The 23,300-nt window shown below is 61.7% G+C and carries 19 protein-coding genes; 7 read left to right on the top strand and 12 right to left on the bottom strand.

Annotation, left to right across the window (positions count from 1 at the left end; genetic code table 11):
* Positions 1 to 13 precede the first annotated feature (13 nt).
* The 3 genes from AC1DRE_RS22795 (at position 14) to AC1DRE_RS22785 (ending at position 2,932) form a co-directional block, all read left to right on the top strand.
* Complete coding sequence (locus tag AC1DRE_RS22795; RefSeq protein ID WP_476986767.1) at positions 14 to 802, top strand: ABC transporter ATP-binding protein; 789 nt, start codon at positions 14 to 16, stop codon at positions 800 to 802.
* Positions 802 to 1,698 carry an ABC transporter permease gene (locus AC1DRE_RS22790; RefSeq protein WP_476986766.1) on the top strand — a complete coding sequence of 299 codons (897 nt, stop codon included), beginning with the start codon at positions 802 to 804 and terminating at the stop codon, positions 1,696 to 1,698. The genes AC1DRE_RS22795 and AC1DRE_RS22790 overlap by 1 nt, the downstream gene beginning before the upstream one ends.
* 139 nt (positions 1,699 to 1,837) lie before the next feature.
* Entirely contained in the window at positions 1,838 to 2,932 is a 1,095-nt protein-coding gene (locus tag AC1DRE_RS22785) for an ABC transporter substrate-binding protein (protein WP_476986765.1), read from the top strand.
* Positions 2,933 to 3,329: 397 nt separating this feature from the next.
* Here the strand turns inward: AC1DRE_RS22785 and cofC are convergent, their stop codons facing one another.
* From cofC to AC1DRE_RS22725, 12 genes are all read right to left on the bottom strand, one after another.
* Positions 3,330 to 3,926, bottom strand: a complete 597-nt coding sequence (cofC, locus tag AC1DRE_RS22780; RefSeq protein WP_476986764.1) for a 2-phospho-L-lactate guanylyltransferase — start codon at positions 3,924 to 3,926, stop codon at positions 3,330 to 3,332.
* Positions 3,919 to 5,466 carry a flavin-containing monooxygenase gene (locus AC1DRE_RS22775; RefSeq protein WP_476986763.1) on the bottom strand — a complete coding sequence of 516 codons (1,548 nt, stop codon included), beginning with the start codon at positions 5,464 to 5,466 and terminating at the stop codon, positions 3,919 to 3,921. The genes cofC and AC1DRE_RS22775 overlap by 8 nt, the downstream gene beginning before the upstream one ends.
* Positions 5,463 to 5,951 (bottom strand): hypothetical protein, encoded by a 489-nt coding sequence (locus AC1DRE_RS22770; RefSeq protein WP_476986762.1) that lies wholly within the window; start codon positions 5,949 to 5,951, stop codon positions 5,463 to 5,465. Before AC1DRE_RS22770 ends, AC1DRE_RS22775 begins: the two co-directional genes overlap by 4 nt.
* Positions 5,941 to 8,364 carry a 7,8-didemethyl-8-hydroxy-5-deazariboflavin synthase CofG gene (gene cofG, locus AC1DRE_RS22765; RefSeq protein WP_476986761.1) on the bottom strand — a complete coding sequence of 808 codons (2,424 nt, stop codon included), beginning with the start codon at positions 8,362 to 8,364 and terminating at the stop codon, positions 5,941 to 5,943. The genes AC1DRE_RS22770 and cofG overlap by 11 nt, the downstream gene beginning before the upstream one ends.
* 94 nt (positions 8,365 to 8,458) lie before the next feature.
* The gene (gene fgd, locus AC1DRE_RS22760; protein WP_476986760.1) at positions 8,459 to 9,511 is read right to left on the bottom strand and encodes a glucose-6-phosphate dehydrogenase (coenzyme-F420); all 1,053 of its coding nucleotides are present in this window, start codon (positions 9,509 to 9,511) and stop codon (positions 8,459 to 8,461) included.
* Positions 9,512 to 9,825: 314 nt separating this feature from the next.
* Positions 9,826 to 10,752 (bottom strand): LLM class F420-dependent oxidoreductase, encoded by a 927-nt coding sequence (locus tag AC1DRE_RS22755; protein WP_476986759.1) that lies wholly within the window; start codon positions 10,750 to 10,752, stop codon positions 9,826 to 9,828.
* A gap of 212 nt (positions 10,753 to 10,964) precedes the next feature.
* Complete coding sequence (locus AC1DRE_RS22750; RefSeq protein WP_476986758.1) at positions 10,965 to 11,711, bottom strand: NADPH-dependent F420 reductase; 747 nt, start codon at positions 11,709 to 11,711, stop codon at positions 10,965 to 10,967.
* A gap of 133 nt (positions 11,712 to 11,844) precedes the next feature.
* On the bottom strand, positions 11,845 to 12,774 hold the full coding sequence (locus AC1DRE_RS22745) for an alpha/beta hydrolase (protein ID WP_476986757.1): 930 nt from the start codon (positions 12,772 to 12,774) through the stop codon (positions 11,845 to 11,847).
* Entirely contained in the window at positions 12,774 to 13,373 is a 600-nt protein-coding gene (locus AC1DRE_RS22740; RefSeq protein ID WP_476986756.1) for a nuclear transport factor 2 family protein, read from the bottom strand. The genes AC1DRE_RS22745 and AC1DRE_RS22740 overlap by 1 nt, the downstream gene beginning before the upstream one ends.
* Positions 13,374 to 13,477: 104 nt before the next feature.
* Complete coding sequence (locus AC1DRE_RS22735) at positions 13,478 to 14,272, bottom strand: citrate/2-methylcitrate synthase (RefSeq protein WP_476986755.1); 795 nt, start codon at positions 14,270 to 14,272, stop codon at positions 13,478 to 13,480.
* Positions 14,273 to 14,300: 28 nt separating this feature from the next.
* Positions 14,301 to 15,482, bottom strand: coding sequence for an LLM class flavin-dependent oxidoreductase (locus tag AC1DRE_RS22730; protein ID WP_476986754.1), 1,182 nt, complete (start codon positions 15,480 to 15,482; stop codon positions 14,301 to 14,303).
* Positions 15,482 to 17,356 carry a flavin-containing monooxygenase gene (locus AC1DRE_RS22725; protein ID WP_476986753.1) on the bottom strand — a complete coding sequence of 625 codons (1,875 nt, stop codon included), beginning with the start codon at positions 17,354 to 17,356 and terminating at the stop codon, positions 15,482 to 15,484. The genes AC1DRE_RS22730 and AC1DRE_RS22725 overlap by 1 nt, the downstream gene beginning before the upstream one ends.
* Before the next feature lie 322 nt (positions 17,357 to 17,678).
* On the opposite strand from AC1DRE_RS22725, the gene cofE reads away from it, so the two are divergent.
* The 4 genes from cofE to AC1DRE_RS22705 all read left to right on the top strand — a co-directional run bounded on the left by cofE (position 17,679) and on the right by AC1DRE_RS22705 (position 23,019).
* Positions 17,679 to 18,539, top strand: coding sequence for a coenzyme F420-0:L-glutamate ligase (gene cofE / locus AC1DRE_RS22720; protein WP_476986752.1), 861 nt, complete (start codon positions 17,679 to 17,681; stop codon positions 18,537 to 18,539).
* Positions 18,536 to 19,537: a 2-phospho-L-lactate transferase gene (gene cofD, locus AC1DRE_RS22715; protein ID WP_476986751.1), complete on the top strand. Its 1,002-nt coding sequence runs from the start codon at positions 18,536 to 18,538 to the stop codon at positions 19,535 to 19,537. Before cofE ends, cofD begins: the two co-directional genes overlap by 4 nt.
* A 658-nt stretch (positions 19,538 to 20,195) precedes the next feature.
* Positions 20,196 to 21,284, top strand: a complete 1,089-nt coding sequence (locus AC1DRE_RS22710) for an ABC transporter substrate-binding protein (RefSeq protein ID WP_476986750.1) — start codon at positions 20,196 to 20,198, stop codon at positions 21,282 to 21,284.
* A gap of 352 nt (positions 21,285 to 21,636) precedes the next feature.
* On the top strand, positions 21,637 to 23,019 hold the full coding sequence (locus AC1DRE_RS22705) for an MFS transporter (protein ID WP_476986776.1): 1,383 nt from the start codon (positions 21,637 to 21,639) through the stop codon (positions 23,017 to 23,019).
* Positions 23,020 to 23,300: the final 281 nt, after the last annotated feature.

Raw genomic sequence — 23,300 nt, 5'->3', positions numbered from 1 at the left:
AGGTGCCCCTGCCGTGAATGATGTGATCCAGGTGGAGTATTCGTCGGTCGCCCGGACTTTCAACGGGCCCATGGGGTCCTTCGTAGCGGTGACGGACATTGACTTACAGGTTCGTGCCGGTGAGTTCGTTTGCATCATCGGTCCGAGTGGGTGTGGTAAGAGCACGTTGCTGAACATGGCGGCGGGCTTGCTGACCCCGAGTGAGGGGACCGTCACCTATTCAGGCGAGCGGGTTCGAGGCATCAACACTGACGTGGGCTATGTGACCCAGAAGGATTCTCTGCTGCCATGGCGGACTGTGGAAAAGAACGTCATGCTTCCGTTGGAGTTGCACAAGGTCCCAAAGGCTGAGCGCAAGCGACGGGTTGCTGAGATGCTGCGGCGGGTTGGTCTGGAGAAGTTCGCCAATCATTACCCAAGCCAGTTGTCTGGTGGCATGCGCCAGCGGGCGATGCTTGCCCAGACATGGGTGTATGAGCCGCACACCCTATTGATGGATGAGCCGTTCGGGGCGTTGGATGCCCTTCTTAGGACGCAGCTCCAGCAGGACCTGCTGGAGATGTGGCAGCGCGACCGCAAGACGATTCTGTTTGTCACCCACGATCTTGAGGAAGCGATCCTGATGGCCGATCGTGTGGTGGTTTTCGGTGCTGCCCCCGGGACCATCCTGCATGTGGAAGAAGTGAACTTTGACAGACCTCGGGACTTGATGGAGTTGCGGGCGACGCCTGAGTTTGTCGACACGTGGAAGCGATTGTGGCATCTGTTGGAGACACAGATCGATGCGAGTGGAGAAAACTGATGACGACCGTAAATACCCACACCGGGCAGACTGCTGGAGAACTTGCAGGCGCACCGGCGCCAGTCCCACCTCGTCGTCTAGGTTCGATTAGCGCACGGCGATTCGGCCGCCGCGTCACTCTGATCCTTGTATCACAACTGATCCTATTTGCCGTGATTTTGACGGTTTGGCAGTTTGCGTCAGGGACCCCCGGCGAGGCAGGCAAATTCCTCGATGAGTTCACGACAAGCACCCCGTCAGCCATATGGGAAGCGTTGAAGGGTTTCCAAGACCGTGGTGAGCTTTGGAGCAACATCTTATTGACATATCGCGTCACTCTCATCGGCTTTACTATCGGCGCCTCCGCGGGCTTCCTGACGGGTCTGATCCTAGGGTCCAGCCGCTACCTTGCTGATGTGCTGTCTCCGATCATCAATGCCCTCAATTCCACCCCGCGGCTGGCGTTGATGCCCCTTTTCCTGCTTTGGTTCGGCATCGGGGACGGCGCGAAGACCGCGCTGGTGGTCTGTATCGTTTTCTTCCTGGTCTTCTACGCCACTTTTGCTGGAGTCAAGGAAGTGGATCCGCAGGTCATTGATCGGATGAAGTTGATGCGGGCCGGCCGAATCAGCATCTACCGTAAGGCAATCCTTCCTTCGGCAGCCAGCTTCATAGTCGAGGGTTTGCGCGTGTCCGGCCCCTTCGCGCTTGTTTCCGCCGTGACAGCCGAGATGTTCTCATCCAATCATGGGATGGGCTACTTGGTGCAGCGTTCGGCCACTCAATTCGATACAGCTGGCGTGTTCGCGTGCATCATTGTCATGTCAGTAATGGGAATCCTGCTAATGGCTGCAATACGTCTGCTCGAGGCGCGCCTGCTTCGATGGAAGCCCGAGCGGATCGCCCGCGGACGTTGAACTTCGACTTCCCAAGGAAGCCCACGAGAGGTGGGACCTGGTCCCGCGAAATCAAGCCACCGTTTGCCGTCAATACGTCACGGTGTGGCGTTCATTCCCTGCGGTTCGACTCAGAGCGCAGCTACCTATAGGAAAAAGCATGAACAAACGACCCCTGAAGCTCCATGCGGTGCGAGCGTTCGCAGCGTTGACGGCATCAGTGCTGGCACTGACTCTGTCCGCGTGCGGATCCGGAGACGATTCGGCGATGTCAACGGGCGCGAACGGACCAACGAAGGTACGCGTAGCCAACGCAGGGATGAATCCTGCCTCCCTGGACCTGGCGTGGGGGCAGGAGAGTGGAGCCTTCAAGAAGCACGGGCTCGACGTCAGCCTCAATCCACCGCAGCTCTCCGCCTCAGACTTGGCTAATACTCTTATCAACAAAGACGCCGATGTGGGGCTCATCAACGGAACAGTCGTGCCGAGCGCCCGCAAGGCCGGGCGACCGTTGAAGATCGTTGCGACGACTCAAATTCCCATGCCCCTGAACATTGCGTTCACGCCTGAAGTTGACAGGAGGCTGCGGGACCAGGGGCTTTCGGAAGACTCGTCCGTCCAGGATCTTCTTGCCGCGCTCAAGGGACTGACCCTGGCCACGAACGCTCCCGGATCATCGCTGACCGCCGCATACCGGTACCTGCTGGCGCAGTACGGGCTGAACCCTGAACGGGACAACATCACCCTTTCGCCCATGCCAGACATCGCGTCCCAGGTCGCAGCGCTGTCCAACAAGAGGGTGGACGGAATCGCCAGCAGTCTTGGGGGAGCGGCGACCGGAGCGAAGGCTCAGGGTGCCGGCGTGCTCTGGAATCTGGCCGAGATGAAGGGAAGCGAGCCCCTCAAGGCCATTCCATACGTAAGCGTCGTCGCCACCGAGGACACAATCAAGAAACACCCCGAGCTGATTCAGTCCTTCCTCGACGCCTTCCATGAAACGCAGCAGTCCATGCTCAAGGGGCTGTCTCCCGAGGAGTCAGCGTCGCTGAAGAAACTCGTGGGAGCCACGATGGACGAAAAAGTCTATAACGAAACGATCTCCGGCTTGGAACGCTTGTTCCCGGACAGCTATGTCACGTCCGACGCATCCTGGGATGCCTTGCGCAAAGTGGCCGAAGTGAACACAAAGGACACACTGAATATCCCCGCCGCTGACGCCGTTGACAACAGCTTCGCAGAAAAGGTCAGGAAATAGGCACCTCTCTTGCCCTCCGCTACCGGAACTGATCGACCCTGACGGACGTCGAATCGTGCCTCCGAGTTGGCGTTGAGCTGACGCATCCAGAAAGAACGTGGCCGAGCACCGCTGGTGCCCGGCCACGTTCGGCGTGTGGCTCAAATGGTTGCGAAGAGCCGTAGCCGCAAAATTGGCTGGGGCCTAGACATCGAGCGCCGGACGGCGAGGTCGGTGGGGACCTGGTCCTGTCCGCGTCTTTCGTGACAGGTTCTTTCATCGGTTGTCGTCCCAAGGAGTAGCCCACGTCCGCGAAGGCCAAGGGGCCGTACCCTATCGAGCACATGGCATTGATGACTGAGCTGAAGCATTATGTCAGCGTTTGGAGTCTTACGGGCTCGTCCTGTGAAGGTATTGCTCAACGCGCAGATTGCCTGATCATCTCCATAGCCTCGGCGGTCCGCGGGCCGAGTCGCCCCTCGAGCCGTTCGAGGTCGGCCCAGGTGTCGACGTCCGATCGCAGCCCCGACGTCTCGTCGATATGGAGCTCGATGTAACCCGCGGCGCGGTGCGCGGCACGCGAACCTTCGCCGAACGCGGGGCGATGTCGCTCAGGATCGAGGGCGGTGAGCAGCGTTGTACCGGTTCCGGCGGCGTCTGCGACGAACGAAAGCTCAGCGGCTGAGGCGAGCCACAGCGCGACCTCGAGTTCAGCCGACGTTAGAGCCGGCAGGTCGCCCTGGAGCACGGCGACCTGGCCAGGGCCCGCCGCTTCGATGCCGTGGAGCACCGCTGCGGACAGCCCCCGTCCTGGATCGTGCACGGTCTCGGCGCCGAGGGCGCGGAAATCGGCGGCAGCGGCGGCGGAGGTGACGACAACGAGGCGGCCCACGGGCAACGCGGCAGCCACGGTGTCAAGGGCGATCGCCCTCGCAAGGCCGGGACCACCCCCAAGACGGGACTTCGCGGCCGCGGTGCCCTTGACCGGCACGACGATGGTCCAAGCATCAGTCATGCGCAACCATCCCGGCGTTGTAGTCGGCCGGGTCGAAACGGGCCAGCCGCTCGCGGAACGCCGAGGCGGTGTCCGGCCATAGGAGGGTCAGACGGCGGCTCCGCTCGTCTACGTACCAGCTGCGACAGCCACCGGTGAGCCAGACGGTACTCTCGGCCAAGCGGTCGATTTCGGCGACGTAGGTCGCCTGTCGCTCCGGCCGGACGTCGAAGGCCGGCACGCCGCGGCTGCGCAGGTACCAGAGGGCCTCGAGAACGTACGCTATCTGCGACTCGATCATATGCACGGCCGAGTTGTGGCCGAGGCTGGCGTTGGGGCCGTCGATGACAAAGAGGTTCGGGAAGCCAGCCACGGTGGTGGAGTTGTAAGCGACCATTCCATTGGACCAGGCGGCGTCGAGGTTGAGGCCGTCGCGGCCTCGGATCCTGTGCGCGATCGGTGGCCGGGTCGAGTGAAAGCCGGTCGCCAGGATGAGCGCATCGAGTTCATAGGCGGCTCCCGAAGCGGCCGTGACTCGGCCGCCGTCGACAGCAGTGAGCGCCGATTGCTCGAGGCGCACCGACTCGCGCATCAGGGCCGGATAGTAATCATCCGATAGCAGGACGCGCTTGCAACCGGCCTCGTAGTCAGGTGTCAGTGCCCGGCGGAGGGCTGAGTCGGGGATTTGCGCTTCGAGGTGCCGTCGCGCGCGGTCGCGGAGCGCGGTAAGGAGGTTAGTGGCGCCGAGCCTTGCTGCGAAACCTGCTTCGGCGTCCCAGAACATCCGCGTGCGGAGTCTGGCCAGGGAGTCTGGCTCGTCTCGCCAGGTGGCCTTCTCAGCTTCGGTGTAGGCGCGGTCGTCGCGGGGAACGATGTACGCGGCGCTCCGCTGGAAGAGAACGATTTCGTCGGCCACCGCGGCCATGCGCGGCAGGATCTGCACGGCGGACGCGCCGCTGCCGACGAGCCCGACCCGCTTGCCCGCCAGGTCGAGATCGCGCGGCCACTCGGACGAGTGGAAGACGGGGCCTTCGAACGCGTCGAGCCCCGCCACGTCGGGAATCCGTTTCTCGGAAAGCCGGCCCGTCGCCACGATCACCCAGCGGCAACGGTACGTGTCGCGCGTAGTGACGACCGTCCAGGTCATGGTGGTGTGGTCCCAGTTCAGCGCGAGCACCTCCGACGAGAAGCGGAGGTGTGGCAGGATACCCTCCTCGCGGGCGGCCTCCTGCAGGTAGTCGAGGATTTCGGCGCCGGGAGGGTAAAAGCGGCTCCAGTTGGTGCGCGGCCGGAACGAGAACGAGTAGAGCTGTGACGGGATGTCGCAGGCGACGCCCGGGTAGACGTTGTCTCGCCAGGTGCCGCCGACGTCGGCACCGCGCTCTACGACGACGAATGACTGCTCGCCCGAGCGTGCGAGCTGGATCGCGGCGCCGAGGCCGGCAAAGCCCGCACCAATGATGACGATGTCAACGCGCTCCGGGGCGGCGGCTTTCGTGCGGACGGGGTCGGCGTTGACCGCTTCGGCGCGGAAAGTGTAGGTGCCGTTAGTCTGCGTCACGGCCGGGCTCGCGGTATTGTGCTCTGGGCCGGGTATCGCTGCGGGTCGCGTAGGAACGCGTCGATGAGATGCGCCTGCTCGGCGGGATGGCCCGCCTCGGCAAAGCGCACGTCCGCGGTTGCCGGACCAGACCCGGGCAGTCCCGCCGGGGCTATGACGAGGACTGGGCAACGGACGTCCGTCGTCGGCGCGGTGGAGCCAAACATGACAAGGGCAGAGACACGCGCGTCGGCTATGAGGGGGGTCTGGTAGCCGGGCCCGATGAGGAGCGCGAAGCGGTCGGGCAGCTCGCTAGCCCGGACGTGCGCGCCTGCTCCGAAGACCTGATGCCGCCGCGTCAATAAGGGCAGCGCGGCCTCGAGATCGAAATCAGGGCTGGCTGGGTAGGCCACGATAACGACCGGGTCGAGTGATTCTAGGGGCAGCAGTGTGACCCCTGTCAGGATCTCTCGCAGGCCCGTGCCCGTCCCAAGGTCAACGGTCATCACGCGAAACCTTCGGGACCAGTGCGTAGTTCGTCGTACGTTCCCGCGCCTCGCGGCCAAGAGCCCTGGCGATCCGCTGCACGTCGCCCGGTGTCGCCTCGCGGTACGCCTCGGGACCGGCCTCCGGCCAGATTGCACCGTCGAGCAGCAGGCCGCCGAAGTCGTCCGCTCCCCCGGCGAGTACAGCCTTTGCACCGTGGAATCCGAGCTTGGTCCACGCGGCCTGTACATGGTCGATCCTGCCGTGCAGCAGCAGGCGAGCGACCGCATGGAGCGCCCGGGAGGCGTCGAGGCCTGGCCCTTCACCAGCTACCGCTCGCACCCCAGGTGGCACGTCGAACGGCACGTACGGCATGGCGATGAACTCAGAGAACCCTCCGGTCTCGTCCTGGATCCGGGTCAGTCGGCGCAAGTGAGCTACGACCTGGGCTGGCGTCTCAACGTGACCATAGACGATCGTCGCCGTCGATCGGAGGCCTGCCCGGTGAGCGGCCACGAGGGGCTGGATCCACTCGTCGACCGGCGGATCAGTGCCCTCGCTCAGCAGCGCGCGCACGCCGTCGTCCAAAATCCGGGCGCCGGTACCGGGAACGCTCGTCACGCCTGCCTCACGCAGTTCCTCGAGGAAAACCTCGACGCTAACGCCCATCCGATGCGCCCCGTCCAACACTTCGGCGGGGCGGTAGGCGTGGAGTGACAGATCGGGTCCGGCTGCGCGGACAGCCCGAGCAAGGTCGCGGTAGGCCGTGCCTGGCAGCGCTTGGTCGATTGGGCCCTGGACGCAGATCTCGGTTGCACCAAGAGTAATGGCCTCCTCGACGAGCCGCCGGATCATGTCGTCTGTGAGACCCTTTTTGTAAAGCGACGAGTTCAGGTTGCGGTTGATGACGTAGGTCAAAGTGTCACCGACTGCAGCCGAGCGGACCTCGTCGGCCAGCGTCGTTACCGCGTCGAGGTCGTCACCACGGGCGGTAAGCAGGGAGCAGTACTCTGCGTCCGTCAGCGAGGCCGGGGCGAACGAGGCTCTGGCGAGGGCGGAGACAATGGTGGCGTCGGCGCGGCGTGGCAGACCGGCGGCCACGGCGCGATCGACGGGAGGAGCGGCGGCGGCGACAAGAACGGTGACTGGGTCTGCCGACCGGGGTCGCGGGCCGCGCGCCGCGGGGGGCGCGGGCCTGACGCGTGCGCCCTCGTCGGCAAGCAGGGACACCGGATCGGCGAGAGCGGTAACGGCGGGGGCGACGCGCGGATCCAGCCAGGTTTCTGGATCGTTGAGGTAGGCCGGGTGTGCGGTGAGCCGCTCGCGCAGGGTGAATCCGGCCTGCGCCGTCAGCTCGGCAAGCGTCTGGAGTTCGGGCCAGGGTCGTTCGGGATTGACATGGTCGGGCGTGAGCGGGCTAACGCCGCCCCAGTCGTTGATGCCTGCGCGCACCAGCAGCAGGAGTTCAGGGAGTTCGCTGAGGTTCGGCGGCGCCTGGAGGGTGTGGTCGGGGCCCATGACAATCCGGGCGACCGCGACCGCGGCGGCGTACTCCTCGAGGGCGAGGTCGGTCTCGTTCTGCATCGCGGTGTGCGGTTTCGCGCGGAAGTTCTGGACGATGGTCTCCTGCACCTGACCGTACCGCTGGTGTGACGCCCTGATGGCGAAAAGGGCGTCGGCACGCTCGGCGTAGTTCTCGCCGATCCCGAGGAGGACCCCGGTGGTGAATGGGATCCGGGAGCGGCCGGCGTCGTCCATCACCCGCATCCGCAGAGCAGGATCCTTATCCGGGGACCCGAAGTGCACTCCCCCGCGCTCGCTCCATAGCCTCGTGGCCGTGGTCTCGAGCATCATGCCCATCGAAGCGGCGACCGGGCGGAGCCGCTGCAGCTCAGCGAAGGACATGACGCCGGGGTTGAGATGCGGCAGAAGGCCGGTCTCGGTGAGCACGAGTTCGGCGATCGCGCCGATGTAGTCGAGGGTTGAGGTGTAGCCGTGGTCCTCGAGCCACTGCCGGGCGACCGGCCAGCGGTTCTCAGGGCGGTCGCCGAGGGTGAACAGCGCCTCCTTGCAGCCGAGCGATGCCCCCTCGCGAGCGATGCGAAGGATCTCTTCCGGCGGCAGGTAGGTGGGGATCCCTTTCTTCAGCAGTCCGCCCGGCGTCTCGACGAAGACACAGTAGTGACAGCGGTCCTGGCAAAGCTGCGTGACGGGGAGGAACACCTTCTTCGAATACGTGATGATGCCCTCGCGGGAGGCGCGCGCGAGGCCCTCGTCGCGGAGTCGCGACGCAACGGCCAGCAACCGGTCGAGGTTGTCGCCTCGAGCTCCGAAGAGCGCCGTGGCTCCGGCGAGGTCAGTCTCACCCGTGTCTTCGAGACGGGCGAGGGCATCAGTGAGGGGGGCAGGATTCAAAACCGAGGGGGCGGCCATGATGGACCTTCAAGACGATGGTGGCACGGGTCTCGCGTTTCGCAGACCGAGCCCGCAAGTCCGGGGCTGTGCTGCATGACCCGACAAGCCCCGGTCATGGGGTCCCCCGATCTCCAGCGGCGGCTAACCGGTCGGGGCCGTCGGTGCTCAGTCCCCGCAGCCGCGGCATGAGGTGTTCGGCGAACTGGGACAAAAACCGTTGCTGGTCATGGCCCGGGGCGTGGAAGATCAGGTGATTGAAGCCTGCCTCCACATAGGGCGTGAGCTGCTCCATGACCTGATCCGGGTCCGAGGCGACGATCCAGCGTTTGGCGACTTGTTCGATGGGCAGCGCGTCCGCGGCGGCGGCCATGGCCGCGGGGTCCTCGAGGCCTGCCTTCTGCTCCGGGCTGAGTGACAGCGGCGCCCAGAACCGGGTGTTTTCCAGCGCCATGGCGTAGTTCGTGTCGAAGGAGAGCTTGATTTCAATCATCTTCTCTATCCCGGCCGGATCCCGTCGGGCGGCCTCGGCGCCCTGGAATACGGCCGGGAGCAGCTTCTCCGTGTACAGGTCCATGCCTTTGCCGCTGGTGCAGATGAAGCCATCGCCGGCCGCGCCGGCGTAGCGGGCCACCACGGGGCCGCCGGCTGCGATATAGACCGGAACTGGGTTTGCGGGCCGGTCATATACGGTTGCATTGACCGTGCGGTAGTACTCACCGTTGAAACTGACCCGGTCCTCGGTCCACAGTCGGCGCATCAGCTCCACTGCTTCCCGGGCCCGGGCGAAGCGTTCCTTGAAGGCCGGCCAGTCGGCCCCCGTGACGGCGACCTCGTTGAGTGCCTCACCGGTACCCATGCCCAGAATGACCCGGCCGGGATACAGGCAGCCAAGGGTAGCGAATGCCTGTGCGACGACGGCCGGATTGTAGCGGAATGTGGGGGTGAGTACGCTGGTGCCCAGTACTATCCGACTGGTGCGTTCTCCGACGGCGGCCATCCAGGCCATCGCGAAGGGGGCATGCCCGCCCTCGTGGCGCCACGGCTGGAAATGGTCCGAAACCATCACTGAATCCAGGCCGATGTCCTCGGCAAGAACCGAGTATTCGACCAGGGTCCTCGGGTCGAACTGTTCTGCGGAGGCTTTATAACCGATCCTGATGCTCATTTTGACTCCTCGGTACATGCATAATGGTCAACTATGGGAGAACTCACCCGGGTCCGGGGATGGTCTCTCCACTGGTTTCCTACGGCCGTCTTAAAACCGACTCGAAACAGCGATACTGTCGCCACACTTTCGATGCCATACGAACGATCCGGCGCCTCGCGGCGTGCACCAGTCCTTCGGCGACGATCTCTGCCGTGTGCAGAATGGGGAGGTAGGCACGTACCCGCTCAGCGATCTTCGCCGCACACGACATCTGTACTCGACGTCGTTTTCGAGCATGGGAGATTGCTGAACCTGCGGGCCATACTTCCTCATTACACCGTCGACGGGGACCCATGGTCTAGTTCCTGAGCGATCTTTCCCAGCTCGCTCACGAATTTTCGCGTCTCACTGTCGCTCGACGAGGCAGGATGCGAATAGATGACTCGATCCAGGCCGAGGTCAATATATCGGTCTACGGAGTCGAGCCGTCCTAAGTTGAGGGTGACTTCCATCGGCTTCCCGAGGGTCGCCGCACGTTCGCGCAACTCTGTGATTCGGTCCCCCAAGCTATCGAAGTCTTTATCATTATGACCAGGCATCCAAGCGTCGGCGTGAGTCAATGTTCGGTCGAGCACGGTCGGGCCCAATCCGCCCATCAGAATGGGCGGATGAGGCCGTTGCAGGGGCTTCGGCCACTGGAAGATGGGGTCGAAGTTGACCTGCTTTCCGTGATACTCCGCTTCTTCATGCCCCCAGATTTGCTTTATGGCTTCAATGCGTTCGAGCATGAGCCCGTTGCGGGTCTTGAGGTTTACGCCGTGATTCTCGAGCTCAACAGCGTTCCACGCCGCTCCCGCACCGACGCCGAACAGAAAGCGCCCGCCCGTCAAACGGTCGATCGTGGCGATCTCCTTGGCTAGCCAGATCGGGTCACGCTGAACAACCAGACAGATGCCGGTGCCCAACAGCAAGGTCGAGGTCACCGCGCCCATCATCGCGAGTGACGTCAGCTGATCGTAGTTGCGGTAGTACTCGCGAGGGAAGCCCCCAGGCGAATGCGACCCTGTGAAGCGCCGTTCGCGCACATCGTCGCTGCCGCCGTAGGCGACTTTGTGCTCATCGGGTACCCGCGAAGCTACTGGAACGTGAGAATGGTCCGGTAGCCAGATCGATTCGATACCACTGTCTTCGACCAGGCGCGCGAAGTCCAGAGGCGGAAACGTCTCATCGGTCGGGTAGAACTTAATGCCAGTCTTCATGTGAACTTCTCCCTGTGGGGTGCCGGCTCCGATAAGGAAGCCGCGGACTCATTGCGCCGAGCTATCGCGGCTTCTTGGTACGCATACACGTGGAACTTATTTCAGGTGCTCATCGCAGTCGTGGCTGCCGAACCCGCGGCATTCTGATCCCGCGCACAGCCAGATCCTGGGCAGCTCCGGGGATGAGGGTGGCTCGAGAGGTCACACGGCCTTTAAGTGTTGAAGACACGGTGCAGTTGAACCATGTAGTCCTCACCTCGCACTGAGGTCGGGTCGTTCAGAATCTGACGGTTGACCTGGACCATCAGGTCGCGTCGAAGGATCGACCGCCTTTTGTCGGCTGCCGCGAGGGCGTCGCCGATCCTCTTCTTGGTGAAGTCCGTGCAGTAAACCGGGGTGCCTGGCTGTTGTCGCCACGACTGGTCGAGGTGCCCTGCGTCGAAGGCATCGAAGCCTGTCTCCTCGACCAGCGACATGGCCAGGGCACGCTGGGCGTCACTGTCGCCAGCGACTGCGATTGCAATACGGTCTGGGTGACCCACCGGTGTCGCCTTGGAGTCGAACGATCCAGTGTAGATGGCATTCCACGCCTTGATAACCCTGCGTCCGTACTGCTCACTGACCCAGAGACTCTGCACCTGCCCCTCGTCCACTGCGGCGATGTTCCCGTCGCGATGGGGGTAGTAGTTAGAGGTGTCGATTACCACTGCATCGTCGGGAAGCTGTTCGATCAGTGGCTTGAGGTCAGGTACCCGCGCAAAGGGGACCGAGGTGATGAGGACTTCAGCTCCGTCGACGACCTCACTCGCTGTGACGGCCTTTGCGCCGCTGGTAAGCGCATTGGCCGGGATGGTTTCGGGGCCGCGGGAGTTGGCAACCTTGACCTTGTGGCCAGCCGCGGCGAGACGTTGGGCCAAGGTTGCGCCGATGTTGCCGACGCCGAGAATTCCTATGTGCACTTCTTCTCCTTGCTAGTGAGCAATGTCATGAGCTAATGCTGTCGGCGCGGGTTTACGCCGCAGATTGATTTCGTGAACCAAGTCCCGTGGATGGTGACAGTCACGAATTGTGAGCAATTCAAAAGTGGGCGGTTCAGCAACTACAAGTGTTTCCAGCGGTCTCGGCGTTCAAAAATGCGCCGATCTGCTCCAACGCTTCCTGTCCTTCAGGAAGAAATGACGAAAACAGCGTCCAGACGTGCACCATGTCGTCGTACTCCCGGTAATCGACTTGCACCCCTTCACGCTTGAGCTTCTCCGCTAGATTGCGAGAATCGTCCAGCAGAACTTCTGCACCGCCCACGAGCAACAGGCATGGCGGGAGCCAGCGAAGATCGGACAGCATCGGGAACGCCGCCGGAGCTTCATCCGGTCCTCGTCCGTCGAGGTAGAGACTGGCGGCGCGTTGAATGCCTTTGCGCGAGACGATCGGATCGATCTGTGCACGCTCTTCGTAGCTGGGGTTGGTGACCGTCAGGTCCACAAGCGGCGACACGAGTACTATGCGTCCAGGGAGCGCCGCCCCTCTGCGGTGCAGATCCCATAGGGAGCTGAGCACCAGTCCCCCGCCTGCCGAGTCTCCAATTGCGAAGCATGACTGCGCGCCAACTTCGGCGGTCGCGGCAGCAAGGACGTCTCGCGCATCGTCGAGAGCAGCCGGAAACGGATGCTCGGGGGCCAGACGGTACTCCGCCACGAAGACCCGCGCGTCGGTCGCCCGCGACACCTCCGCAGCATATGCACGGTAGCCTTTGGCTGATCCGATGATGTACCCGCCGCCGTGCAGCATTACGCCGATCCGTCCGATCGAGGCGCCAGCCGCGTGGACCCAATACCCGTCAATGCCTCCGTAGGTGGCAGCCGTAATCGATACATCCTCTGGGATAGGCAGCTGTGCGAGCACCGCCTCGTAACCCTCGCGGCGATCATCCAGCGTCCCCCCACCTTGAGCGGGCAGCGCGTGCTCCAACATCGCCTTTGCCCGGTCGAGGGGCGTCGAAACTACCGACTTGGCTTCTGTCATCAATTAACCCTTTCGTTCCGCACCGCATGTGCAGCGAGATAACTGGGCAGCTCCTCCGGAATCTCCGCGTCCCGCGGCGCGACACCGGGAACGCGAACGCGCTGGCGACCCGCGAGGCTGCTACCCAATGCCTCGTGGGACGAAAAGTACTCATAACGCTGTTGCCGGCTCGCGAACAGCCATCGGCCCTCTTCCCAGCGATATTCGTCGTCGTAGCGATACGCTGCAAGACACCGTTGCCCCTCGATCGCCACTTCTCCATGACCCATCTGCACACCGACTGCTGTCTTCGCACCTAAGGCCAGGTTCACCACGTGCGAATGAACGCTGTGGACGGTCATGGAGTAGTGGCGAATGATTTGATCAAAGAACTGACGCAACTCCTCCCGGCCCGTATACACATGTCCGGGACGGAGGAAAGTGCCGTCTTGCGCGAACAAGTTGACGAGGGCGTCGAGATCGTGGCTGTCAACGAGGATCGGGTAGATTGCCCCGAGTTGCTGGATTGCCTGTATGTCGGCCAGCCGCTGCAAGTGTAGTAGTTCCGTCCCTGCCTCGATGTGGGGGCTAGCGTTGACACGATTGACGTCCAACGTCATGGTGCGCCTCCTTGTTGCGTTCTGTACCTTTTATGGGCTCCCGGTCCTGGGAGTGCACCCGCGATCGTTGAGCGCGGGGGATGACGTCTAGATCCACGAGGTATCTATACGGTTGCGGCTGGTTGGGGTCCGGTGTAGGTGACCTGGCTGCCGGGGACGTGGCGCCACTTCTGGCCCTGGTCCTGCTCTTCGATGAAGTGCGCTGCGAGAGACAACGTCCGTGGTGTCATCAGGATCGGACGTGCCAGACGCGGATCGAGGTCGAGATCCGATAACAGTGCGGCTGAGACACCGTCGATGTTGGTCGCGATTCGTCTTCCTACGGATGCTTCGAGTTCGCTCTCGATTGACTCCAACAGAAGACAGTGATCGCCGTAGACCCCATGTTCCCTGGCGATATCAAGCAGTAGAGGCGCCCGCGGGTCGACGTCGTGGTGCGGGTGCCCGAACCCTTCGATCGGTTCACGGGCCGCGCGCCTGTCCGCGACGATACTTCGTGCCTTCGTACGGATCTCCTCGGCGCGATCGCTTCCGGTGCTCTGGAGGCTCGTGACGGCTTCCCTAAGCCACCCGGCGATCTGTTCTCCGGCGCCCCCGTGGTGATCGCCGATGGTGAGCAGTCCGGCAGCGATTCCTACCTGAATGGGATTGCCGTAGGAAGCCATCATGCGGGTGACGGTGGTCGTTGGTGAGATGCCGTGTTCCATGACCGAGACCATGATGGCCTCGAGAACGTGGGCCTGACCTTGAGTTGGCCACTTACCACCGATCAGGAGGTATGCGAGTTCACCGAAGCTCCGTTTGCCAATCATTGAGGTCAGCAGGTTGCCGCGAACCAGAACGTCGTCGTCCCGCACTTCCGCTATGGCTGTAGACCAGTTATCGGTTGTCGACGCCATCGGCGCCTCCTTCTATAGAAATGGCGGATCAGACTACCGTTGACTCGGAGACGATTTCCGGAAAAGACGGCCTGCGGTACGTTTTGCCGTGCTTGGCGAGTTCTGCCTCGAAGGCGGGAATCGTGTCAGTGCGGAAGAGCTCAAGGTCACTGACGTAATCGAACAAGTTCAGACAGACCCCATCAATTTCGTTCGTCGCCGCCCAATTCGCCAACTGTGTTCCGGCGTCCTCAGCGCTAGCAATGATCGCGTCACCGAGGAGGAACTCATACACGTCTTCACGGGTCACCATGCGCTCTTCGGCGGACTCGGCAGACTCAGCGCCGCTGGACACCAGCATGTTACGCAATGCTCCACGGTCTGCCTGGTCGATGATCTGCTTCGCGCGCTCCTCCGCATCGGCGGCCGTCTTACCGACAATCACGGCCTTCGCACCGATGAAGCCGCAGTCAGTGCCGACCTCCGCCCGAATCTGGCGGAACTTCTCCGCATTATCGCCATAGCTGAAGATGTAGTCTGCACGCTCGGCTGAGAAACGCATCCCGGTGTAGGACTGGCCGGCATTCACGATCAAAGGTGAGACTTGCATCGGTCGCGGACGCCCAGAGGCCTTATTGATCTTGAAGTACTCGCCATCCAGCGTTGCCTCGCCGTCACGCCACAGCATCTCGACAACGTCCAACCACTCTCGGGTGTACGCATAACGATGCTTGCGGTCCAGCAGCTCCACCCCCATCGAAGCGAACTCCTGCACCCCCCACCCACTGACCACGTTGACACCCCAGCGGCCGCGTCCGATGTGGTCAAGGCCCACACCGAACTTGGCAGCCACCACCGGATTGAGCAGGTTGGTGTGCATCGTGGTGAAAAGGGTGATCTTGGTTGTGGCCGCCAACAGAGCAGCGGACAGGGTGATCGAGTCAAGGCTGGCACCCCGCCACACAATCTCATCACCCGGCAACCCAGCCCAACGCGACGGAGGCAACGCGAAACTCATGCCCATTTCCTCCGCCGCCAACACCGTCGCCAGATTCTGCTGGTAGGTCCACTCAGTCGGGTTCGGCGCCAACGTAGGCCACTCACCAAACGACTGATTCGGCATGAAAATCCCTAGCATCACCGAACTCTCATCGGTCGGCAATGCCCGCTCGACACAATGTTCAAGATCGGAGCGGGTGGCCGGATCTGCGCTGTCAGGGTAGAACCGCATTAGAAGCCTCTCTGTGTTTGAGCGAACGCGTGAGCATCGTCAGGTGAATCAGACCCATCCGAGGACACGTTCAAGATCATGTCTTCGCGGAACCCCTCCCGGTGTCGCCACGCATCGATCTGTTCGCGGAACCCGAGCGTACCGCCCGGGTATCCCGCCGCGACCGCGGGAACAATATTGCCGTTAGCACTGCCCTCGTTGTTGTAATAACTCGGCGTGCACTCAAGCACGGATTTCGCGATGGCCGCACCACCACGACGCAACTCGGCCATGTGGGCGTCCCACGCCAACTCCGCTTCGCGCTTGACTTCCAGCGACGTAACGCCCGAATCCACCAATGTCGTGATCAGCTCGACCACATGAGCGGCCTGAATCTGCATCCGGAAAGGAATGTTGAACGTCGGCGCTGACTGGCGACTGTTACCGACCATGAACATATTCGGGAACCCATGGGTGTAGAGACCGTGGAGCGAGTAGTACTCGTCACGACCCAACTTCTCATCCAGCGTGATGCCATTCCGCCCGATCACGTTGTACCGACCCGACTGCGACGGCGACGTGGCGAACGACTCGAAACCGGTCGCATAGACGATGCAATCCACCTCATACGCGACACCATCGAAATGAATAGCGTTCCCGGAGATACGATCGGGCCCGCGGCCATCGGTGTCGACCAAGGTGACATTGGGCTGGTTGAATGCCTGCAGATACTCGTCACTGAAACAAGGCCGCTTACAGAACCGACCGTAATACGGCATGAGGCCAGCGGCGGCCTTGGGATCGTTCACGATCTCGGCAATGCGATGGCGAATACGCTCCATCTGCTGGAAGTCCATTGCTTCCATCGCCTCGGCAACCTCTTCCGGCGCCATAGACGAAGCAGCTGGGCGACCCCAGATCTCTTTCCACTGGTCATCGATCAGATTGCGGTCGGGACTCTTGCCCTCCAGCACCAGGTCAAAGTTCGTCTGGCGGTCCTCCTGCCACCCCTTCGGCAAACTCGACCACCACTCCGGGTCGGTCGGAAGATTCCCCCGTGCGTCAAGAATCGACGGGGTCCGCTGGATCAGGAACGTTTCCTTGGCATCCTGCGCAACCCGAGGCATCACCTGGATAGCTGTGGCACCCGTACCGATCACCGCGACCCGCTTGTCAGCCAGTCCCGTCATACCCCCGAGGTTGTCACCACCGGTGTAGTCATAATCCCAACGGCTCGTGTGGAACGAATGCCCCTCAAAGCTTTCGATGCCCGGAATGCCAGGCAATTTGGGACGACTGAACATCACTCCGGACGCCAGCACCACAAACCGCGCGCTGATCTCATCGCCACGGTCGGTGCTTACATCCCAGAGTTCCCGTTCCTCATCCCACCGCATTTCAGTCATCCGGGTCTGGAAGAGAGCATCCTTATACAGGTCGAAGTGATGCCCCATCCTGCGGGCGTAGCTCCAGATCTCGTCGGTACGTGCGTACCGCTCCGACGGCATGTAACCGACGTCTTCGAGGAGCGGTAAGTAGATGGAGGACTCGATGTCACACCGAGCACCTGGGTACCGGTTCCAATACCACACACCACCGAAGTCGCCGGCGTCCTCGATGATCGCGAGTTCCATATCGCCCGCCTTGCGCAGCAACGCACCGGTGGTCAAACCACCGAACCCGCCGCCCAAAATCAGGACGTCGACCTTACGCCGGACCGCATCACGCTCCACATGAGGCGTGAACGGATCGCGCAGATACTCCGAGAATGGATCAAGCTTGATGTACTGCGCCGTACCTTCCGCACGAACCCGCTTGTCACGCTCATGCTGATACCGCTTACGAATCGACTCACGCTCGTCCTTGGAAACGACGCTGTCACCATCCGAAATCATCCACAACCTCCACTTATCTATCGCTTCGCCCCACACCGCCCCGCGAATTACGCGACACTTACCACGGGACCAACTGCCCTATAAAGACATTATGGAATCGCATCCACAAAGCGATGGTATCGTATCCAGAACTGAAAATCGAGCGGTTTTAATTGCGCTGTGTGGTGCCTTGCCGTGCAGCTCGACAACCCGACGCCCCCGAAGGAACCGTCTGGAACGCTACTGGAGAGTTCGGTACGGCTGGTTTGGAACGTTCTGGTGAACAAGACTCTCCAAGAAGCTAGTCTTGGGGAGAAGCGGACCGCGTCTGACGGGATTTGGGATGAATCAAAGCAATCTGACGATCATTGGAAGGCGCGAGCCGGCGGAGGCCTTCCAGCAGCTAGCCGTCGTCGGGATCGATGGAATCGGTGAGATCCTGGCCGGTGATGACCTCGTGATGCTGGTAGGAAACGCCATCGAAGATGAGATTTCCACCGGCGACATCGTCGTTGTAACCAGCAAAATAGTTTCGAAGGCTGAAGGACGTTCACTGCGGGCCGACAGCCGCGAAGATGCCATCACTGCCGAAACAGTCCGGCTCGTCGCCAGCAAACCGCACCCCGGCGGTGTCACCAGAATTGTTCAGAATAAGTTGGGATTGGTGCTTGCCGCCGCAGGTGTTGACGCGAGCAACGCCCCGGACGGCACGATACTGCTTCTGCCCGAGGATCCGGATGCGTCAGCGAGGGCGCTATGCTCCGGGTTGCGCAGGCGGTTCGGCTTCGACTTGGCCGTGCTTATCACCGATACGCTGGGACGCCCTTGGCGCGTGGGGCAGACCGATATGGCTATCGGCGCCGCCGGTATGGCAGTGACCCATGACTTACGTGGCACACTGGACGATTTCGACAAGCCGATGGAGGCAACCATTACTGCGGTGGCGGATGAAATAGCAGGTGCGGCGAATTTGGTCCTCGGCAAGACCTCGCGCCGCCCGGTCGCCGTGGTGCACGGCTTGGGCCACCTCATTCGACCGATCCAGGAGCCCGGAGCGCGGACGCTGATTCGCTCTGCAGAGGACGACTTGTTCCGTCTAGGATCGGCTGAAGCACATCTGGAAGGATTCCGTGAGGGCTTCGCGGCAGGAGAAAGGTCAGCCGTTGAAGCCTCTAGCATCGCAGATGGCAGTGATACCCCATGAGAGTGACGGTGCTGGCCGGTGGTGTGGGCGGGGCGCGTTTCCTGCGGGGGCTGCGTCACCATCTGCGCCAGGTCTTGCCGGATAGTGGCGGCGGAACGACTGCAGAAATCACCGCGATAATCAACACGGGTGATGACATGTGGCTGACAGGCTTGCGTATCTGTCCCGATCTGGACTCGGTAATGTATGCCCTTGCCGGCGTCAATGACGAAGCGCGGGGATGGGGCCGGGCCGGAGAAACCGAGCGTGTCAGTGCCGAGCTAACGGCCTACGGTGTGGGCTGGCCGTGGTTCACTCTGGGTGATCTGGACCTTGGCGCCCACATTACCCGCTCACATCTACTACGGACCGGCCTGCCTTTGAGCCAGGTCACGCGGCGGCTGGCCTCCCGGTGGGACCTCGGGGTCGAGCTGTTGCCCATGAGCGATCAGGAAGTTGAAACCAACGTCGTGTTGGACGGTCCCAGCGCTGATCTGCCGGAGATTGTGCACTTTGAAGAATGGTGGGTCCGGCACCGCGCCCAGCGTCCGGCCCGGGAGTTTCTCCAAGCCGGACTCGCCAAGGCTGTTCCTGCCCCAGGGGTCCTGGCGGCGATTTCCGGTGCCGATGCCGTCGTCCTGGGTCCGTCCAATCCGGTGGTGTCCATCGGTACCATCTTGAATATCCCCGGCATTCGGCAGGCAATCCAGACGACGGCGGCCCCGGTCGTGGGGATCTCGCCCATTATCTCCGGTGCTGTCGTCCGCGGCATGGCAGACGCCTGCCTGGCGGCGATCGGCGTCAAGACCGCCGCCGACGCGGTGGCAGCGCATTATGGTGCGAGATCCTTGGGCGGGATTTTGGATGCTTGGTTAATTGACAGCGCCGATGCGGAGCTGACCGCTTCCATCGCGGGTGCGGGGGTCAGGCCCGTTGTTGTACCGCTGTGGATGAACGATGTCCAGACCAGTGCGGATCTTGCCGCAGCGGCCTTGACAGCTGCTTCGGCAGCGGAATAGGCGGACTCCCCGGCAGCTGTCCGCTTGACCGGGGGACGCGTGGTCGAACTGGGTATGGTGGCCGGCGCCCTGGCCCCGGCGGGATTGGCAGTGATTATGGCTGGCTCACAGCCGGGCTAGCGTTCCTTGGTGGTCAGAATGTTGATCTTTGGCTTGGGTTTCAAACAAAATCCTTCGGGCCTTGCCGATGGAGCTGGCGACGCGTCGCCGATGGTTGCCGTGCTTGGACGGAATAGAGCCGGCGCGGCGCCGGGAGGGCGCAGGAACCCCGTTGTGGACGATGGAGTAGAGCCCGCACTACCGAGGTCATTAGCGGGCAGGTCTTAGAAATTAGTGGGGGCGAGGCAAAGGGAGAAAACACTTGATGAATTCGTTTCCACAGATGATTGACGACGTATTCAAGCCTCAGGTATGGTTGCGTTTACGTGACGAGCGTCACCCATGAAATTCATTCAGAATCGGTCGGCCCAGCTCGACGCTCACAGCTCCCCATGCCGATTTAAATGGATCAGCCGCGATAGTACCTACTCTCTCCGCGTCGAGTCCAAGGCTGTTGGCCTTCAGTTTCGTTCGCAGGACGGACGCTGTACGTGTCGGCTGGAGGGTTTCTAGTTTGAGTACTCGTTGCCCTGGGCACCGCTGCTAAGGAGAAGAAGGCATGATCAGACATACCCTCAGGCGCCACGCAGGGCGGGCTTTGGCCGCGTCTATGACCCTTGTGTTGGCAACCACGTTGTCCGCGTGCGGGGGAGGCGATGACAAGCCCGCGGCGGGCCAGCAGGAAGTGACGAAGATCCGCGTGGCCAGCGCCGGTCTCATTCCGACAAACGCGGATCTGCTGTGGGCGATTGAGGGTGGCTTCTTCAAAAAGCGCGGGCTCGATGTGGAGATGACGCCACCGATCTACTCAGAAGGTTTGGCGAACGCGGTCATCCAGGGTGATGCTGAATTCGCGGTCGCTACTCCAACGCTCGTAGCAACCGCTCGTAATGCCGGGCGACCTTTGAAGGTCGTTGCCACCATCGCGTCTCCTTTCCCCCTCAGCATCGCGTTCACGCGCGAAACCGACGCAAAATTGCGGGCTCAAGGGCTTTCAGAGTCTTCAGACATCTCTGATCTCTTCAAAGCCCTGAAGGGGATGACTCTCGGCACAAACTCCCCCGGCTCACCAATCATTGCCGTATTTCGGTACTTGCTGGAGGAGAACGGGATCACCCCTGAGGCGGACAACATCACCCTGCAGCCCATGGCAGACATCGCTTCCCAAGTGGCGGCATTGGCCAACCGACGGGTAGACGGAGTCGTAAGTGCACTGGGAGGGGCGTCCACTGGAATAAAGGCCCAAGGCACCGGTGTTGTCTGGGAGCTGTCAAAGATGCAGGGTAATGAGGCGCTCAAGAAAATACCGTTTGCCGGCGTGGTAGCTTCCGACTCGTTCATTACAAAAAATCCCGAGACGGTCCAGTCCTATATCGCTGCATTGTCTGAAGCACAACAGTCCATCCGCGCTGGAGTGTCCCCGGAGGTTGCTGCGTCGTTCAAGACGAAACTGGGGGCGCAGATGGATCAAAAGACCTTCGACGACACCATGGCTCAGGTAGAGAGCTTGTACCCTAGCGACTTCGTCACGTCCGATGACTCATGGGACAACGTCCGCAAGGTCGCTGAAGTTCTATCGGGGGCTAAAGTGAACGTGGCCGCCAAAGATGCCGTCAACAACAGTTTCGCCATGAAGCTCAAGCAGTAGACAAGCAGTCAAGCATCAGCTTTCGACTGACCGCTTACTTCACATATCCGGAGCTCAAGAAGTTGCCGTCAGCCGGGTAGCGGTCGGCAGGCCTTGTACCAACGCGTTGCGATCCTGGCCAAGCGCCCTTGTGCTCGGCCAGGATCGCCGGCGACGCGGACTCTCGATGGCGGAGCCAGAGGTGCTTTACCCCGCGGCAGCGGGCCGTGACACTGACGGTCTAGCCAATCGGAGTCGTTTTGCAGCCGCGCGCTCAGTTCACTTTGGATGAATACCGGAATGAGAGTTCGTGCCAACAATTGCCGAGGAAGTGGGCTTCCGCTCTGAGCGCGGTCCAATCCTTATTGCCTTGATGCTTTCGATGGGTTTAGTGGCGATCGATTCGACGATCGTGGCCACGGCAGTTCCTTCGATTGTGCATGATGTGGGAGGCTTCACTTCCTTTCCGTGGCTCTTCTCTGCCTATTTGTTGGCGCAGGCTGTCTCTGTACCCGTTTATGCGAAACTCTCGGACGTCGTGGGCCGGAAGCCCATCATCCTTATCGGGATTACCCTCTTCTTGCTCGGTTCGATCCTCTGCGGAGTGGCATGGAGCATGTCGGCCCTCATCGCATTCCGGGTCCTGCAAGGCTTGGGTGCAGGAGCAGTCCTGCCGACGGCGATTACCATCGTCGGCGACCTCTACACGGTGACCGAACGGGCAAAAGTTCAGGGCTACCTTGGCAGCGTGTGGGCGGTCTCCTCCGTCGTTGGCCCGATCCTTGGTGGCATGTTCTCCGAACTGAGCATGTGGCGTGGAATCTTCCTCGTAAACATCCCCCTCTGTCTCCTAGCGGCGTGGATGCTGCACCGAACCTTCCACGAGAATATTGAGCGCGCGAAGCACCACGTCGACTATTTGGGGGCAGCGCTATTGACAATCTCCCTCAGCCTGATAATTCTGGGGGCCCTTGAGGGTGGTCAAACCTGGGCCTGGAATTCTATTGCCAGTATCATCGTCTTCGGTGGCGGTGCAGCTTTGTTCACTGCCTTCATATTCATAGAGCGTAGGGCAGAGGAGCCTGTCCTGCCGCCGTGGGTTGTGTCCCGACGGCTGCTGGCGACGACGACCATGATCTCCTTCGGAGTTGGAGCCGTCATGCTTGGTCTGACCAGCTACGTTCCCACATTCCTTGAAGGAGCCCTCTCGAGCTCCCCAATCCTGGCCGGCAGCGCCTTGGCAGCACTTACGGTCGGCTGGCCAGTCAGTGCTTCTCAATCGGGCCGGTTCTATCTTCGGATTGGATTCCGGAAGACCGCGATGATCGGTGTCACCGTCACGGTTATTGGCACGGCGGTAATGGCCTTCACCGCCTCTCGGCCCAGCATTGTCATGGTTGCGATGAGTTGCTTCATCGTTGGGCTCGGTCTCGGACTGCTAGCGCCCTCGACCCTCATCGCCGCCCAGTCAAGCGTCGAATGGAATGAACGAGGTGTCGTCACCGGCACCAATCTCTTCGCCCAGTCGATCGGCAGTTCCATCGGAGTCGCCATCTTCGGGGCTGTAGCCAACGCGATCTACGCAGCTACCCCGAGTGGAGATACAGACCCGCAAACGATCGCGTCCGCTTCGGAGGCTGTTTTCCTGGCAGTACTTGCCGGTGCCGCGCTCACCGTTCTCGCGGTCATCGCGATGCCCGTCGTAAGCCCTAAAGCCTCCACCCACGTTGCGGAAGACGAGCCCACCGCTGCGTGAGCGGGTGCCTGATATCGAGGCAGTGCGTTATGAGGAACTGATGTAGTCAGACAACGACCGCACGACAGACAACGCCAGAATATTCGCCTACCTCGAGCAGATCTGGAAAGTGCTAGCCGGGCTGCCGGTTGCTGAGGCAGGAAAACGAACCGGAGGCAACTTATGCCTCTTGGCAGCTAACAAACAGTCAGCCCCCGATCTGGCATCACCATTCATACAGGCGTAGCGTCGATTGCGCAGGGAATCGTTCGGGCGGACAAGCATCCGCGCAGCGTCCGGTC

The organism is Arthrobacter sp. P4_H3 (assembly GCF_056400885.1).
The sequence above is the reverse complement of the archived record's forward strand: the minus strand, read 5'-3'. Positions and strand labels throughout refer to the sequence as shown.